Annotated in this window: 12 protein-coding genes; 8 read left to right on the top strand and 4 right to left on the bottom strand. The window is 43.1% G+C overall.

Annotated features, from left to right (window positions below; genetic code table 11):
* Nucleotides 1–131: 131 nt before the first annotated feature.
* Complete coding sequence (gene uvrA / locus DWW23_RS03705; protein ID WP_122351934.1) at nt 132–2918, top strand: excinuclease ABC subunit UvrA; 2787 nt, start codon at nt 132–134, stop codon at nt 2916–2918.
* Nucleotides 2919–3055: 137 nt separating this feature from the next.
* The gene (locus DWW23_RS03700; RefSeq protein WP_233564255.1) at nt 3056–4015 is read left to right on the top strand and encodes a Fic family protein; all 960 of its coding nucleotides are present in this window, start codon (nt 3056–3058) and stop codon (nt 4013–4015) included.
* A 77-nt stretch (nt 4016–4092) separates the two neighbouring features.
* Here the strand turns inward: DWW23_RS03700 and DWW23_RS03695 are convergent, their stop codons facing one another.
* Nucleotides 4093–4668, bottom strand: a complete 576-nt coding sequence (locus DWW23_RS03695; protein WP_122351932.1) for a DUF4840 domain-containing protein — start codon at nt 4666–4668, stop codon at nt 4093–4095.
* Nucleotides 4669–4887: 219 nt separating this feature from the next.
* Nucleotides 4888–7305: an ABC transporter permease gene (locus DWW23_RS03690; RefSeq protein WP_122351931.1), complete on the bottom strand. Its 2418-nt coding sequence runs from the start codon at nt 7303–7305 to the stop codon at nt 4888–4890.
* A 214-nt stretch (nt 7306–7519) separates the two neighbouring features.
* On the opposite strand from DWW23_RS03690, the gene DWW23_RS03685 reads away from it, so the two are divergent.
* Complete coding sequence (locus tag DWW23_RS03685) at nt 7520–8731, top strand: MFS transporter (protein WP_122351930.1); 1212 nt, start codon at nt 7520–7522, stop codon at nt 8729–8731.
* Nucleotides 8732–8740: 9 nt separating this feature from the next.
* On the opposite strand, the gene DWW23_RS03680 is transcribed toward DWW23_RS03685, so the two are convergent.
* Complete coding sequence (locus DWW23_RS03680; RefSeq protein WP_122351929.1) at nt 8741–9634, bottom strand: PfkB family carbohydrate kinase; 894 nt, start codon at nt 9632–9634, stop codon at nt 8741–8743.
* Between the two features lie 108 nt (nt 9635–9742).
* Here DWW23_RS03680 and DWW23_RS03675 point away from each other — a divergent pair, with 108 nt between their 5' ends.
* Both DWW23_RS03675 and DWW23_RS03670 read left to right on the top strand, forming a co-directional pair.
* Nucleotides 9743–10708, top strand: a complete 966-nt coding sequence (locus DWW23_RS03675; RefSeq protein WP_122351928.1) for a hypothetical protein — start codon at nt 9743–9745, stop codon at nt 10706–10708.
* Between the two features lie 46 nt (nt 10709–10754).
* Nucleotides 10755–13130, top strand: a complete 2376-nt coding sequence (locus DWW23_RS03670) for a DUF2339 domain-containing protein (RefSeq protein ID WP_122351927.1) — start codon at nt 10755–10757, stop codon at nt 13128–13130.
* Between the two features lie 135 nt (nt 13131–13265).
* Here DWW23_RS03670 and murF read toward each other — a convergent pair whose 3' ends face one another.
* A complete protein-coding gene (gene murF, locus DWW23_RS03665; protein WP_122351926.1) occupies nt 13266–14549 on the bottom strand; it encodes a UDP-N-acetylmuramoyl-tripeptide--D-alanyl-D-alanine ligase in 1284 nt (427 codons plus the stop codon).
* Between the two features lie 119 nt (nt 14550–14668).
* Here murF and folP point away from each other — a divergent pair, with 119 nt between their 5' ends.
* The 3 genes from folP (at nt 14669) to pta (ending at nt 17464) form a co-directional block, all read left to right on the top strand.
* Entirely contained in the window at nt 14669–15529 is an 861-nt protein-coding gene (folP, locus tag DWW23_RS03660) for a dihydropteroate synthase (RefSeq protein WP_122351925.1), read from the top strand.
* A 4-nt stretch (nt 15530–15533) separates the two neighbouring features.
* Nucleotides 15534–16319 carry a diadenylate cyclase CdaA gene (cdaA, locus tag DWW23_RS03655; protein WP_122351924.1) on the top strand — a complete coding sequence of 262 codons (786 nt, stop codon included), beginning with the start codon at nt 15534–15536 and terminating at the stop codon, nt 16317–16319.
* 128 nt (nt 16320–16447) lie between these two features.
* Nucleotides 16448–17464 (top strand): phosphate acetyltransferase, encoded by a 1017-nt coding sequence (gene pta / locus DWW23_RS03650; protein WP_122351923.1) that lies wholly within the window; start codon nt 16448–16450, stop codon nt 17462–17464.
* The last annotated feature ends 7 nt before the right edge of the window (nt 17465–17471 follow it).

Below are 17471 nucleotides of genomic sequence, written 5' to 3'. Positions count from 1 at the left end.
TGAGATTATTGTAACACTTTCTTCATTTCGGGGCAAAGATAATAAATAATAACAAACCCGAATACCTTGATACTAAGAATCGGGTTCTCGTTTCTTTTTGCTATTTTTGTATCCTTATTAGGAAAAGATTTATGTCTGAAAATAATTCTATATTTATCAAAGGGGCTCGTGTCAATAATCTGAAGGACATTGATGTAGAGATCCCACGCGACAAGCTGGTCGTCATAACCGGATTATCCGGCAGCGGGAAATCATCACTTGCTTTCGATACGTTATATGCCGAGGGGCAACGCCGCTATGTGGAAAGCCTTTCTTCTTATGCCCGCCAGTTCCTGGGGCGTATGAGCAAGCCGGAGTGTGATTATATCAAAGGCATTCCGCCGGCCATCGCTATCGAACAGAAAGTGAATACCCGTAACCCACGTTCAACAGTGGGGACATCTACGGAAATTTATGAATACCTGCGGTTGCTTTATGCCCGGATCGGCAAGACGATCTCGCCCGTGTCGGGTATGGAGGTGAAGAAGCACCAGGTGAAAGATATCATTACCGAGGTCCTGTCGTATCCGGCGGGAACCCGTTTTGCCGTGTTCGCCCCGGTCGTTTTGCCGGAAGGCCGGAGCATGAAGGAACAGTTGGAGATCCTGCAGAAAGAGGGATATACCCGTTTGTCGATCGACGATACGGCTTACCGTATTCAGGAAGTAATGGCAGACGAAGCCTTGCTCGCTTCCCAAAATATCGAACTGCTGATCGACCGTTTGGCTGTTTCGGACGACAAGACCTTGAAGAGCCGCCTTGCCGACTCGGCGGAAACGGCATTCTTTGAAGGGCATGATACCTGCATTATCCGTATTTATGCTACCGAGGGAACGGTGGTGAAAGAATATTCAAAGAAGTTCGAGGCGGATGGTATTACGTTCATCGAACCGACCGATATGATGTTCAGCTTCAACAACCCGTTGGGTGCCTGTCCGGTATGCGAAGGATTTGGTAAGGTGCTGGGTATCGATGAGAATCTGGTTGTGCCGGATAAGAGCTTGTCGGTTTTCCAGGGGGCGGTAGTCTGCTGGAAAGGCGAAGTGATGGGAGAATGGCTGAAAGAGTTCATTGCTAAGAGTGAGAAATACAACTTCCCGATTCATCGCCCTTATTACGACCTGACGCAGAAGGAAAAAGATCTGCTGTGGCATGGGGCCCGGGGATTGCATGGGATCGATGACTTCTTCAAATTCGTGGAAGAGAATCTGTATAAAATACAATACCGTGTGATGCAGGCACGTTACCGTGGAAAGACGACCTGTCCTTCCTGTAAAGGTGCACGTCTGAAGCCGGAAGCGCTTTACGTGAAAGTCGGGGGAAAGAATATCTCCGAACTGGTATCGCTGCCTATCACGGAAGCAAAAGCCTTTTTCGATAATCTGGTACTGGACGAAACGGATGCGGCTGTGGCCAAACGTCTGTTGACGGAGATCATGAACCGCCTGCAGTTCCTGCTGGATGTAGGATTGGGATATCTGACGCTCGACCGCCTTTCGGCCTCTTTGTCGGGTGGTGAGAGCCAGCGTATCAACCTGGCAACCTCGTTGGGTAGTAGTCTGGTCGGTTCCTTATATATATTGGATGAGCCGAGTATCGGACTGCATTCGAGGGATACTGATTTGCTTATAAAAGTGTTGCGTCAGTTGCAGGCGCTGGGTAATACCGTTGTCGTGGTGGAACATGACGAAGATATCATCCGTTCTGCCGATTATATTATCGATATAGGTCCGAAGGCGGGACGTCTGGGTGGCGAAGTGGTTTATCAGGGGGATGTCAACAACCTGCAGACCAGTAGTAACAGCCATACGGTACGTTATCTGACGGGTGAAGATAAGATAGAAGTTCCTACTTTCCGCCGTTTGTGGAATAATTATATAGAAGTAAAAGGGGCACGCAAAAATAACCTGAAAGGGATCGATGTGAAGTTTCCGCTGAATGTGATGACGGTGGTTACCGGTGTCAGCGGTTCGGGAAAGAGTTCATTGGTACGTGACATCTTCTATGAAGGAGTAAAGCATTATCTGGATGAGGCTGCCCGTCTGATGGTGGACTGTTCGGGTCTGGAAGGTGATATGAAGATGATCGAGGGAATCGAGTTTGTCGATCAGAACTCGATCGGTAAAAGTTCGCGTTCCAATCCGGTGACTTATATCGGGGCTTACGACGAGATCCGTAAGTTATTCGGCGAACAGCCGTTGGCGAAACAATTAGGATATACGGCAGCCTATTTCTCTTTTAATAAGGAAGGCGGCCGTTGCGAAGAGTGTAAAGGCGACGGGCGTATTACGGTAGAGATGCAGTTTATGGCAGATATTACATTGGTTTGTGAAAGTTGTCATGGAAAGCGTTTTAAACAGGATGTGCTGGATGTGGAATATTTCGGTGTGAATATTTATGACATGCTGGAAATGACAGTCAATCAGGCTATCGAATTTTTTGAACAACATACCGGGTCGCAGGAAAAGAAGATCATCAAGAAGCTGAAGCCGTTGCAGGATGTCGGTTTGGGTTATATCAAGCTGGGACAGACTTCTTCAACCTTGTCCGGTGGTGAGAACCAGCGTGTGAAGCTGGCCTATTATCTGGGACAGGAAAAGCAGCAGCCGACCTTGTTCGTGTTTGACGAACCGACTACCGGTCTGCATTTTCATGATATAAAGACCTTGTTAAAGGCATTTAACGCGCTGATCGACAAAGGTCATACGGTCGTGATCATCGAACATAATATGGATGTGATCAAATGTGCCGATCATCTGGTCGATCTGGGTCCGGAAGGCGGTAACGCAGGTGGTTATCTGGTTTGTGCCGGAACACCGGAAGAGGTGGCTATGTGTCCGGAATCGTATACAGGTAAATATTTAAAAGAAAAATTATAGAGAAGCAATCCGACAGAGATTATTCCATATTAAGAATCCCTTTCCGGTTTAATGTTAATTTACATTACGGGAAGGGTTTTTTTATGTTTGCATAAATATATTCCCTATCTTTGATACTATCAAATGATACTATCGCAATGAAACCTCCTTATAAAATAACACCTTATATATTAGCAAGGGTTGCTTCGATTTCAGAAAAACTTGGTGAAATAAAAGCAGCCTGTTTACATAGGCCTCCTACTGAATTGAGAAAAAAGAACAGGATTCGTACTATTCATTCATCTCTTGTCATTGAAGGAAATACATTATCTTTCGATCAGGTTACGTCAATATTGGAAAACAAACGCGTAATAGCTCCATTGAGGGATATTACTGAAGTGAAAAATGCAATCTGTACTTATGAAAATATCGAACTTTTTGATCCTTTCAGTATAGAATCCTTATGTGAGGCACATCGGATATTGATGGATGGATTGGTTGAAAACGCTGGAAGGTTAAGGAGTAAATCTGTTGGTATCATAAAAGGGGAACAGTTGGCACATGTCGCTCCTTCAGGAACTCTTGTTAAATCGCTGTTGAATGATTTATTCCATTATTTGAAAAATGATGATGAAATATTGTTGGTCAAGAGTTGTGTTTTTCATTATGAGTTTGAATTTATTCATCCTTTTCTCGATGGAAACGGAAGAATGGGACGTCTGTGGCAAAGCGTTATTTTGATAAAGTATAATCCGGTATTCGGATATTTACCGGTAGAATCTCTTATTAAAGAAAATCAGGAAGAGTATTATCGGACATTAGCTATTGCAGATTCAAAAGGAGAATCTACTGTTTTTGTTGAATTTATGCTAAGAATAGTGGAAGAGTCGCTTGAAGAATTATTGCAGTCGCAGAATGTGACACTTTCGGGTCGGGACAGGATTGCATTGTTCCGGGAGCATATAAAAGATGGAACCTTTACTCGTAAAGATTATCTGAGGTATTTTAAAGAGCTATCAACCGCTACTGCCAGCCGCGATTTGAAAGAGGCGGTTGAAAGTAATCTGTTGCGGAAGGAAGGTGAGAAAAGTTTAACGCGCTATAAATATATAATGTAGAATCTGTCGTCGTACTATAAAAAAACGGAGAATGCTTTCAATGAAACATTCTCCGTTTATATTGGATAGAGTTAGTCTTATTTTTTCTTCATATCAAATGATAAGTCCATCGGAGTGAAAGGAAAATCGGTTTCGCCGACTTTTACGCTGGCTGCTTTCAAAGCGAACTTCAAGTTCTTGTCGCTTACTGCATAGGAAGCTTTATTAGGTGCTTCAATGTTTACTTCAACTTCCATATTCAATGCTTCGATAGAGATTTTCAATGGATCCGGATTTAATGTCATAACGACAGAATCTTTTGCCGCATTCATTGTAGCGGTGTAGATTGTTTTGTATTGCAGGCTATCGCCAATCTGTGCGATGATCGGTTTGGAAGCTTCTTCACCAAGGATTGCTACTACTAATGCTTGATAAGGGAATTTTTCAAACTGAATTGAGTCATTTGCAACTTTAAGTTCCAATTCTGTTGCTGTAGGATCTGCTTCTGTTGCTTTAGCTTCTTTAGTATAAGTCATCTTTCCTGTGAATTCGCCATTAACATCTTCTACAGTTCCTACTGTCGGAGTGTTATCGTCATCATCACTACAAGAAGCAAAAGTTAAACCAACTACTGCTAACATCATCACAAGCGACCATTTCAACGTCTTTTTCATTTTTCTTTTATTTTAGTGTTAATAAATTATGTACGACTAATAAGATGATAGAAGTTGTAAAAAGGCTGCATCTCTATTGAATAATAAATGAGAAAAATAATATATTTAAATGTAAGACATTGATATGTAGCTGCTTTTAAAATGTTTTTTTATTTGAATTGTTTCAGAACTTTTTGGTTGAAGAGCTATTCCGGGGTATAGACTTTCCATCATTTAGTATTAATCGCTTTTTACAACATCTGCCGGATTTCCGTTTGCGGCCCGAACCACTTGTCCTAAAACTGTCAGTATAACTAACAGGATAGTAACCAGCAAGATGCTTATAAACATCCAGAGTTGGATATGAACGCTCTGCGGATATTGTTCCAGCCATTTTTTGGCGAACAGATAGCCGACAGGTAAGGCGATGGCATTGGCTGTCAAAGTGATGATTGTGTATTCTTTCAAGAACATATCAATGATCTCACGAGACGTGGCTCCCATCACTTTGCGGATGGCTATTTCCTTCTTTCGCTGCTGCATATTGGACGAAGAAATAGAATAAATACCAAAGATGGAAATTAATGCGCATAAAACGGCCAGTAAGGTGAATAACCGGAGACTGGCGTTTTCGGTGCGGGTCAGTATTTCCAACTGATCGTTGACTGTCATTGTCTCGCTCAACGGAAATCCTTCGGGGGTTATACGACTGATCAATTCCTTTACGGCTTTTAAAGCTTCTTTTTCCTTTCCGGGTAAAGTCCGTAAATATAAATAGTGATCATAGAAATTGTAATATTCAATGACTGTGGGAGGTATTGGGTTTCGAAGGCTTAGGCCGTGGAAATCTTTTACGACTCCTACTATCTCAAAATAAAGGGGAGGTGTATCGTCCGTCCCTCTTAGGATATAGTCTTTTCTGCTAATCATTTTTCCGATCGGATCGGTGGTGTCAAGCAGATGGGCCATTTGTTCGTTGATAAGTATTTTATGGCATCCGATGCCGGACGGATCATCCGATTGCATGTCTGTATCTTCCAGGTAACGTCCTTTCTGCAATGTTATTTTCATCTTTTGTGCGAAGTCTATGCCAGCCTGGATCATCTGGATCTCATAAGAAGCATTGGCCGGTTTGTTTTCCCATCCTATTTCTTTTTCGGTGTGCCAGTTATCATGACTTAGCCGGAAATTTCCTCCGCGTATGCAATCGGTAATACTTGGTATTTGTTTTATCTCATCAATGAATTGTGAGTAGATTTGTGAGGATATATTAACCTGTATAAGGTTGTCGGTATCAAATCCCATCGCTGTATTTTTCATCCGGTTGATTTGTAGGAATAATATTTGTGCGGTAAACATGAATCCGACACAAATACCTAACTGTAGTCCGATACTGATTTTACGGATCCATTCATTGTTGGCCGTATGGAATGATTGGGGACCTGCTTTGAAATCGTTTGATTGCTTATGGATAAAGCGGCTGATGATAAGCAGGACGATTGATGACAGAAGAGTCCAGCCGAATATTCCCGTTTGTAATAAGTCTATAAATAATTCCTGTTTTTGAATAGACGTATCCAATAGTTGTTCGATATAAGGAGTTGTCAGCTCTATCAGGGAGACCCCGACTAACAAGGCTAACAGCACCTGGATAGAAATTTCAATGATGATCTGGCAGAACAAATTCTTTTTTACTGCTCCCAGAGAGGTTCGTAGCTTAAATTCGCGGGAACGTTCAAAGATGCGGTTGACCTGTAAGTTGATAAAATTGAACAGGGAACAGAATAGCAATAATAATCCGGAAATAACAAAGGTCCGGATATAGTTTAGATTGAAGGACATCTCCGCCCCCAATTGGTATCTTGTTTTTGTGATAGGGGTTATTTCGATATATAAATTGGGGTTTAACTGATTTTTTATCGAATAGGTGCGTAGCTTCCGACTGAATGCTTTTACATCTGTATTTTCATGGAGGCATACATACATTTCATTAGGTGGATAATTCCAGTAATATTCCGGCGAACGGCTGGTATAATGGCTTTTATCGACTTGGATACTATAATAGCCATCTGCCTGAAAGATGCTGTTTGAGGGAGGATTTTCAATAACGGCTGTTATTGTCTGTGTGAATTTATTCTGGTCGGTGAGTGTTTTACCAATTGCCTCTTTCGGGGTTCTCCAGTATTTCAAGGCAAATCTGCGAGTTACCATCAGATTCGTTTTTGTTCCATCTTCGGTTGTCGGGATGGGATCTGTTATGTTTCCGGCTATAACTTTGGGAGGAAAAAGCCGGGTATAGCTTTGATTCACCCATTTAAATAAGGGGGTACCGATTGTTTTATTATCGGAAGTGTATATGCCCCCGGCATTAGATAAAGTAGCGGCATATTTGACTTCGGGGAAGTTTTCATTTAATTCAGCGCATAAAATGACTGGAGCACCCGGCAGCATTTTCCCTGTTTGTTTGTCGATCGTATATATATTATAGATATGTTCCGATTCCGGGTAAAAGCTGTCGTAAGATGTTTCATATCTATACCAATAGTATCCAACGGTGAAAAAGGTCAATCCGATTGCTAATCCTAATATGCTGATGCAGGATTGCGTTTTGTATTTTAGTAGGTTTCTGAAACCTATTTTGAAGTAGTGTTTGATCATGATGATAATATATTAAATGATAATAACCAAAAAGTGTGCCATGCGTTAATTATGTGTAGTATAGTGGTTTATCTTAGACACGTATCTCTCTTGTAAGTGCTTTATCGCACGTTTTACGTTCAAAAACGCACGATTCTGTCTTTTTGTTTTACAGATTGCTATCCGACATAACGAAAATATGCCTACTTTTATCTGTTCAAAAAAATCTGACGAAATGAATTCTACCAACCATGCTGTTTATCCGAAAGAGCGCATACGTTTCGCTGTTCTTTCTTTTTTTCTGGCCCAGGGACTTTGTTTTTCGAGCTGGGCGAGTCGTATTCCTGACATCAAGGAGATCTTTACTGTAAATGATGCCTTATACTGGGGGATTGTATTATTTATGATCCCGGTAGGGAAATTTGTTGCGATTCCGCTGGCGGGTTATCTGGTGTCGAAACTGGGGAGCCGAATCATGGTGCAGATCAGTATTATGGGGTACGCTTTGTCATTGTTTGCGATAGGAACGGCTTTGAATATTTATATGCTTGGTGTGTTCCTGTTCTGTTTCGGGGTGTTCTGGAACTTATGCGATATATCGTTGAATACGCAGGGAATAGGTATCGAGCGGCTTTACGGGCGGACCATCATGGCTTCTTTTCACGGAGGATGGAGTCTGGCTGCCTGTATGGGGGCTTTGATCGGTTTTATTATGATCGTTTCAGATGTCACTCCGTTCTGGCATTTTACGTTGATTGCTGTATTGATCCTGTTGCTGACCATGGTAAGCCGTAAATATTTGCAGGAAGATGTTGCCTCTGCGGAGGTACAGGAAGAGCCTGTTGCCGACAAGTCGGAGAAATGGCAATATATCAGGAAGCCGGAGATGCTGCTGATCAAATTAGGACTCGTCGGCTTGTTTGCATTGGTGGTGGAGAGTGCGATGTTCGACTGGAGCGGCGTTTATTTTGAATCGGTATTGCAGGTACCTAAGTCTTTACAGATCGGGTTCCTGGTGTTTATGGTGATGATGACTGTAGGGCGTTTTCTGGCTAATTATGCATACCGGATATATGGAAAGCAACGGGTGTTGCAATTGTCGGGAGCTTTTATTTTTATAGGTTTCTTTATTTCGGCGTTATTGGGTAGTACGTTCGATTCTATGGCAATGAAAGTAATCGTGAACTCTTTCGGATTTATGTTGGTCGGACTGGGAATATCCAGCATGGTTCCTACTATTTATAGTTTGGTCGGTGCCAAGTCGAAAACACCTGTGGGAATAGCTCTTACTATTCTTTCCAGTATCAGTTTTATCGGTTCGCTCATTGCACCGTTGCTGATCGGAGCTATTTCACAGGCATTCAATATGGAATATGCTTATATGGTAGTCGGTCTGCTGGGGCTTTGCATTCTGTTGATGACGACATTCAGCAAGGCGTTTAAATGATCCGGAGATTTAAATCTCCGGAAATCGTTGTTCTGCCGTTTCCATACAATGGATTACTGCCTCTTTTGTGCCACTGAAAGGGCCGGAAGCCTCTATCTTGAGGGTCGACATTGCAGCAGCAAAACGACCGGCCTCTTCTATGGATGCTCCTTTGGCGCGCTGATACAGGTAACCGGTCATATAGGTATCGCCGCAGCCGGTAGCATCTACTACTTCCCTGGGTTTGTAAGCCGGTATCTTATGGAACGTTTTCCCGTCATATATAACGGAGCCGAGACTCCCCAATGTGATCAATACCTCTTTCACTCCCCAGTCGTACATTATCCGGGCGGCACCTGCCACATCATCATGCCCTGTCAGAACCTCCATCTCATGCTCGTTCGCTTTCAGGAAATGGATATATTTTAAAGCCTCTTCTTTTTCAGTCCAGTCGACGGCATATACTTTCTTATCACGGACTTCGCGCAGATATCCTTGTGAGTCGGCGGACACAAGTCCTTTTTCAGCCATGAATCTTACAACATCTAAAGAGAAGTCGTCAGCCAGCAGACTCCCCAGGTGAATAATCCGTGCCTGTATATCTTTCAGATAATCGACCGTGAACGGATCCGCTTTTGCCAGAACCCGTTGCGTACGGTTGTCCTGATTCTCGCCGTAGATATTTTCGAAATAGACAGAATGTTTACTAGGCATAACAGAAACGTCGATCCCCTCGGACCTTAATTTGTCTACTTCTTTCATTTCTGTTTCAGCCAAAGCTGTGACCAACGAATAATCGATATCGTTGAAATGTTTGATTGCATGCGAGAAGTAAAATGCGGTTCCTCCCGCCATGTGTACTGTGTTTTTAGGGGTCACTATTTTATCTAGTGTGATGTGACCTATACAACAAAGATCGTGCATATTATAATATTGTTGATAACTGTACAAAAGTAGTCAAAAATGAGCATAGGTAGGAAAGCTTCTTTATTTTTATTATTTTTGTCTACTGCAATTCTTAAAATTGATGTTATGAGTAAAGACCTGATTTACGAAACGTTAATCAGCGCGATCAGAGAGAAGATACCCCACAAAGCGACCTTAACCAATGCACTTGTTGAATTACTGTGCATAGAACGAGAAGCCGTATATCGCCGTATGAGGGGCGATGTCGCTTTTTCTTTTACGGAGATAGCAGCCATCTCCAATAAGTTCGGGATCTCGTTGGATAGTCTGGTCGGAGGATGGGCGACAAAGAGCCGTCCTTATCAGCTGAGCCTGGTGGAGTACGTAGATCCTATAGAGGATGATTTTAAAATGTGGGGAATGTACAATGAACGTTTGTGGGGTGCACGCAACGATCCTTCTTCAAACAGTGTGGAGTGTATGAATGTACTTCCTGCTACCTTTTTGCTGGATTATGAATATATAATCCGTTTCTATTTGTGTAAATGGTATAATCAATATGGACATTCGGATAAGGCAGTTCATTTCAGAGAGATAGAACCTTCTGAGAAATTATTGAAAGTGCAGCGGGAGACTGCCACTGCAGCGAAATATCTCAGGAAAACATCTTACGTAATGGATCCTTTAATTTTCCAGTATATTGTGAATGATATTCTTTATTGCCGCAGCATCCATCTGATAGATGAAGAAAGTGTCCGTCTTTTAAAGCAGGATTTGCTTTGTTTTCTGGATAATATGGAAGTTCTGGCAGCCCGTGGCATGTATCGTGAAACGGGTAATCCGATCTTGTTTTATATTTCAAATATCAATTTCGATGCCAGTTACAGTTATCTGGAGGCGCAAAACTACCGGCTCAGTATTATTCGTGCGTTTATATTGAATACGGTTGTATCATTGGATCTGAAAGCCTACGAAATTGTCCGTCATTGGTTGCAATCTTTGCTGAAATCATCTACTATGATATCTGTCAGCGGAGAGCAACAGCGTATTTTGTTCTTTGAGAAGCAAAGGAAGATCATAGATAGCCTGTAATCATAAATAAATCTGTATATTAGTAGCGTCCTTTAAATGTAAGCCCATGGAAATTCTACTCATTATACTGATCGTGGTTGTGTGGATCAGCCTCTATTCTCATATAAGTAAGATGAATACTCATACGGATTCCTTACGGAAAGATCTGTATAGTTTGCGGAAGCATATCGAAGCTCAGTTGGATGAACTCCGGAAGCAGCAGGCAGCGTCTCTGGCCGGAGAAAGGTCTGTAGAGGATATTCCAAAAGAAAAAAATCAAGAAACTATTGAAAAAACGGTAGAGATATCTGTCGAAAAAGCAAAGGAAGTGATCGTTCAGGAACCTTTGGTCGAAAAGATTATTCCTCCTGTTATGCGGAAGGTAGAGAAGCCTGTTGAAAGTCGGCCGGAAGAACCGGGTTCTTCTGTGAATGTTAAAGAGAAAAAGGTAGTACCTGAGCCTGTTATCAAGCCTTTTGGAATTGTCAAAGAGAAGAAGAAGGTCGATTATGAAAAGTATATCGGAGAGAATCTGTTCGGAAAGATCGGCATTCTGGTGCTGGTTGTCGGCATGGGATTGTTTGTCAAATATGCGATCGACAAGAACTGGATCAACGAGGTGTTCCGTACGGTACTCGGATTTGCAGTCGGCGGCGGATTACTGCTTTTATCCCAGAGGCTTAAAAAGACGTATCGAACGTTCAGTTCCCTCCTGGCAGGAGGTGCCTTTGCGATTTTCTATGTGACGGTAGGAATGGCTTATCATTATTATGGCTTGTTCAGTCAGACGGCAGCTTTTATCATACTGGTGGCATTGACGGCTTTCATGTCGCTTCTCTCTGTTTTGTACGACCGGCGTGAGTTGGCAGTTATTGCATTGGCAGGAGGTTTTATAGCTCCATTCCTGGTCAGTAACGGGATGGGTAATTATCTGGTGCTGTTCACTTATATGACGATATTGAATATGGGGATGTTCGGCTTGGCATTGTATAAGAAATGGGGAGAATTGCCACTTATCTGTTTTGTCGCTACCTATGTGATCATGCTCGGATATTCGCTGGTGGCGGATCTGGATATTGCCCGGAGCGCACAACTGTTTCATCTGTTGCTTTTCTCAACGTTGTACTACCTGATATTCCTGTTGCCTGTCGTATCGGTGCTGCGTACGGATAATAAGAAGGTAAATCAATTACTGGTGATGACGGTCGTGTTGAATAATTTCCTGTATCTCTTTTTTACTCTGTGGTTTTTGCATGAATTACAGTTACCTTATAATATCAAAGGGGCATTCACTATATTTATAGCGTTTGTCAATGGCGGTATCGCTTTTGCCGTGCGTAAACGGGCGGCAGACAAAGGATTGTTACTTGCTCTTCTGACCGGAATGTTTTTTACTTTTATCTCGATCAGCATTCCGATTCAGCTGGAAGGTACTTTTATAACCTTGCTGTGGGCAACGGAAATGGTGGTGATCCTTTGGTTTTTCAGTCGGTTCCGGCAACCGGTATATGCTTGTTTTACATATATATTGTTCTGTCTGACAATTATCTCGTATCTGATGGATCTGGAGAATGCGTTATCTGATGGTCTCGTTTCTTCGTTGTTCCTGAATGGAACGTTTGCTACCGGGATTTTTACCGGTCTGGCGTTCGGTGTTTTTGCCTGGTTAATGGAACGAAAGAAAGCCTTATTCACGGACTTATCGAAGATACCATATACTCCGTTTAGTGCGATTGCCTGGTTGGTAGGATGCGGTATTATCTATCTTTCGTTTATTGTAGACTTTTATTTGCATATTACATATGCACCTTTAGCCGAGTGCGCTTGCCTGGCATTTACTTGTCTGGCATTGTTGTTGTTGCTGGCTGGGTTGAGATTGCGTTTTGCGATCGGTTATTATACGATTGTTTATGCGATAGCAGCCGGACTTTCCGTCTGTTTATTCGTGCTATTGTCGTCGATTGTCAATGAGTATAGCAATACTTTGTTGTTTCTATTGCAGTGGGGGGCATTGGTGGTTGTGATTGTACATCTGTTTCTGCTGGCCGGGTATTATTATTGTTTATATAATTTCCGGCAAAAAAGTGCGGATTGGATGACCTCGTTCATTGCGATCGCTTCTACTGTCCTGTTTTCTGTTGCCGTTAATAATATGTTGCGTCTGACCGGTTGGGAGGAAGAATCGAGTGCGGCTTTGTCCATTTCCCTGAGTATTGCCGGATTTATCCAGATGTCATTAGGCATGCGTTTGCATCTGAGGATACTGCGTATGATAAGCCTGGCTGTTTTCGGAATAGTTCTGTTGAAGCTGGTCATTGTCGACCTCTGGCTGTTGCCGACGGTAGGGAAGATTATTGTCTTTATTATGTTAGGAGTTATCTTGCTTGTCTTGTCTTTCCTGTATCAGAAGCTAAAGAAAGCATTGTTTATTGATAACGATTAGGAACTGTTTGCTTGCCGATAATTATGGTAAGACCTGCCGATAATTGTCGACAAGTTTACTCACAATTATCGACAGGCTTGTTGACAATTGTCGGCAAGCAGATAGAATGGTTACGATCAAGTTGAAAAAACTGGTTTATAAAAATTCAATAGTCTTTTCCAGTGCCATTCCATGAGAACCTTTGATCAGGATATGATATCCTTTCAACGGGGCTGCTTTTAATGCTTCGATTAATTCTTCTGTTGTCGAGTAAGTGGCAAATTCTTTTCCTGCTTTTACGAAATGTTCTCCGCAGAGAAATACTTTGTCGAATTTACCGGCTTTGATCTCTGCTACTGCTTCGGCATGTAGTTCGTCACTGGAAGGGCCCAGTTCACGCATATCTCCCAGGATCACGGCTTTGGGTGATACCGGCATGGCGGCGAAGTTCTCCAGTGCAACTTTCATGCTGCTGGGGTTTGCATTGTAAGCATCGATAAGTAACGTGTTATTAGCCGTCTCTTTTAGTTGTGAGCGGTTGTTTGTCGGTTCGTATGCGGCAATGGCGCGACTGATTCGTTCTGCCGGGATCTTAAAATAGCGGCCTACGGCAACAGTAACCAGCACATTGTCCAAATTATATGCACCTATCAGGTGCGTATCTACTGTATGGATTTTGCCTTGTTGTTTCCAGTCGAAAGTAAGGTACGGGTTACAACTGATCACGTGACCCGAAGCAAATGAAGTATCGTCAGCCCCGTAGGTGATCTGTTCGATCCCTTTGGCTATTCCCTGCAGATCTTTATTCTCTTTTTTGAGGAATATCTTCCCTTTTGTACGGCGGATATAATCATAAAGCTCTCCTTTTGTTTTTACCACTCCTTCAAAAGATCCGAAACCTTCCAGGTGTGCACGGCCGACATTTGTGATGATACCGTAGTTGGGGAGGGCTATTTCTACCAGTTCCTTGATATCTCCCGGATGACTTGCACCCATTTCGATGACGGCCATTTCATGATCGTGCGTTAATCGGAGCAAAGTAAGAGGAACTCCGATATGATTGTTCAGGTTCCCTTCCGTATAGAGTAGGTTGAATTTGGTGGACAGGACGGCTGCCAGCAATTCTTTGGTAGTAGTTTTTCCGTTGGTTCCGGTAATCCCGATAATGGGAATGCCCAATATCTTACGATGGCGGTGAGCTAATTGCTGTAAGGCCTTTAATACATCGTCTACCAGGATGGTGCGTTCTCCTGTGACATAATCCGGATTATCGATGACAGCATAAGCGCAACCCGTATCGAGTGCTTTTGCTGCATATTGGTTGCCGTCGAATCTTTCTCCTTTCAAGGCAAAGAAGATCGAACCACGCGGACAATTACGGCTGTCTGTCGTTATTTGCGGATGGTGTATAAATAATTCGTACAGTTCTGAAATACCCATAGCTTTTTTTCGTTTGGTGATTATTTGGTGAGCAAAAGTAGTAATTAAATGAAGAATGAGGAATGAAGAATGAAGATTTAAGTGATAATCGTGTATCTTTGCTGGAAATATAAGTTGGAATGTTAGATAAAACGCTCAATATGAAGGGAACACTGGTGTCTCTGTCCACACCGGTGGTGATGGGAATTTTAAATGTTACCCCAGATTCTTTTTATGCCGATAGCCGGAAACAGACGGAGGCTGCTATTGAAGACCGGATACGGACCATTTTATCGGAAGGGGCACAGATCATCGATATAGGCGGTTATTCATCCCGTCCGGATGCGGCTGAAGTCTCACCGGAAGAGGAGATGGAGCGACTGGCTTTCGCATTGGAGATATTGAATGCACATTATCCGGAAGCAATCATATCCGTAGATACTTTCCGTGCCGGTGTTGCCCGGAAATGCGTGGAGGAGTACGGGGTGGCTATGATCAACGATATATCCGGCGGTGAATTGGATGCCGGAATGTTTGCTACGGTAGCAGATCTGAAAGTTCCTTATATTATGATGCATATGCGTGGAACTCCCCAAACGATGCAGCAGTATACCGGTTATACGGATATGATGGAAGAGATCATGCTCTATTTTGCCTCGAAAGTCCGTGAACTTCGTTTGTTGGGAGTCAATGATATTATTCTTGATCCCGGTTTCGGATTTAGTAAAACCGTCGATCAGAATTATCTGCTGATGAATCATCTGCAGGAATTCGGTGTATTCGGTCTGCCATTGCTCGTCGGTATATCCCGTAAAAGCATGATATATAAATATCTGGGAGGTTCTCCGGCAGAAAGTCTGAATGGTACGACGGTCCTGAATACGATCGCTTTGATGAACGGGGCGGATATCCTCCGCGTTCATGATGTAAAAGCGGCTGTCGAGGCTGTAAAGCTGGTTACTAAAACTGTCAATTGTCAATTGTCAACTATCAACTCATAATATTATGTGGATGCATTTCGGAGTAAAAGACCTGATCGATGTACTGCTGGTAGCCTTTTTCCTGTATCAGACTTACAAACTGATGAAGAGTTCGGGTACATTGGCTATCTTTAGCGGGGTCGTTTCATTTATTATTGTGTGGATCCTGGTTTCCCAGGTATTGGAAATGCGTTTGATGGGCGCCATACTGGATAAGTTTATCAGTGTCGGTTTTGTCGTGCTGGTGATCCTGTTTCAGGATGAGATCCGGCGTTTCCTGATGGCGTTGGGGTCTCATCGGGGATGGAAATTTCTGGGGAAACTTTTCTCCAAACGTAATGTGAATAACGAACAGGAAGGAAAGTATGTCGCTCCGGTAGTTTTGGCTTGTATGAATATGGCCCGTAAAAAAACCGGTGCCCTGATCGTGATCCAGCAGGACGTCAACCTGTCGGTGTATGAACATACCGGTGAGATGTTCAATGCAGATGTGAATGCCCGTCTGATAGAAAATATCTTCTTTAAAAATAGTCCTTTGCATGATGGTGCCATGATCATTGCCGACGGACGTATCAAGGCTGCCGGTTGTATTTTACCGGTTGCACAGAATGCCAGTTTGCCGAAAGACCTGGGATTACGTCACCGTTCCGCATTGGGGATGTCTCTTGAGACCGATGCGTTGATTATTATAGTTTCGGAAGAGCGGGGTAAAATATCTGTAGCCCACAATGGCAAACTGGAGATTAATATTTCAGCCGAAGACCTGCAACAAATCTTGTCCGGTGAGCGTGAAGTCGTGAATTACTGTTAAATCTTCTGAAAGTGGCAGCTCCGGTTGCAAATCTTTTATGCTTTTTGCAAACTCTATGTTGCATTTTGCCTACTTTTGTACCCGCAAACAGTAGCAATTACTAAATTCTATAAAAAATATCTTCCGCTATGGACTTAATGCAAGAGATTATTGCACGCGCTAAAGCTGACAAGCAGCGCATCGTTCTTCCTGAAGGAACAGAAGAAAGAACACTGAAAGCCGCCGACCGTTTATTGGCCGATGGAGTTGCTGACATCATTCTGATCGGAAATCCGGCTGAGATTTCTTCCCTGGCAGCAAACTACGGTCTGAACCACATCGGACAGGCTACTATTGTTGACCCTAAAAATCATGAAAAGAAAGCTGCTTATGCTGACCTGCTTTTCCAGTTGCGTCAGAAAAAAGGTATGACTCCTGAAAAGGCTGCCGTTCTGGTAGAAGATCCTTTATTCCTTGCTTGCCTGATGATCAAGGCAGGTGATGCTGACGGTGAAATTGCCGGAGCCCAGAATACAACAGGTAATGTGCTTCGTCCTGCCTTGCAGATCGTTAAGACTGCTCCGGGCATGAGTTGCGTATCCGGTGCTTTCCTTATGTTCACAAAGAAACCGGAATATGGCAAAGAGGGTTTGCTCGTATTTGCCGACTGCGCTGTGATGCCGAATCCTACAGCTTCGGAACTGGCTAGCATTGCTATTGCTACAGCCGCTACGGCTCGTGATATCGTTGGTGTGGAACCACGTGTTGCTATGTTGAGCTTTTCAACAAAAGGAAGTGCATCTCATGAAATGGTAGACAAGGTCGTTGAGGCTACACGTCTGGCTAAAGAAATGGCACCTGAACTGAAGATCGACGGCGAATTGCAGTCTGATGCCGCTTTGGTAGAATCGGTTGCTTCATTGAAAGCTCCGGGTAGCGAAGTGGCCGGTAAGGCTAACGTATTGGTATTCCCGACACTGGAAGTTGGTAATATCGCTTATAAACTGGTTCAACGTCTGGGTGACGCAGAAGCAGTAGGTCCGATCCTTCAGGGTATGGCTGCTCCTGTCAACGACCTGTCACGCGGTTGTTCAGTAGATGATATCTATAAGATGGTTGCTATCGCCAGCAATCAGTCTATCGGCTTAAAGGCTGCTAAAAAGTAAAAAAAGA

The organism is Parabacteroides sp. AF14-59, assembly GCF_003479515.1.
GTDB classification, from domain to species: Bacteria; Bacteroidota; Bacteroidia; order Bacteroidales; family Tannerellaceae; genus Parabacteroides; species Parabacteroides faecis.
Note: the sequence above shows the minus strand (reverse complement) of the source record. Positions and strands in the feature narration are given on the sequence as shown.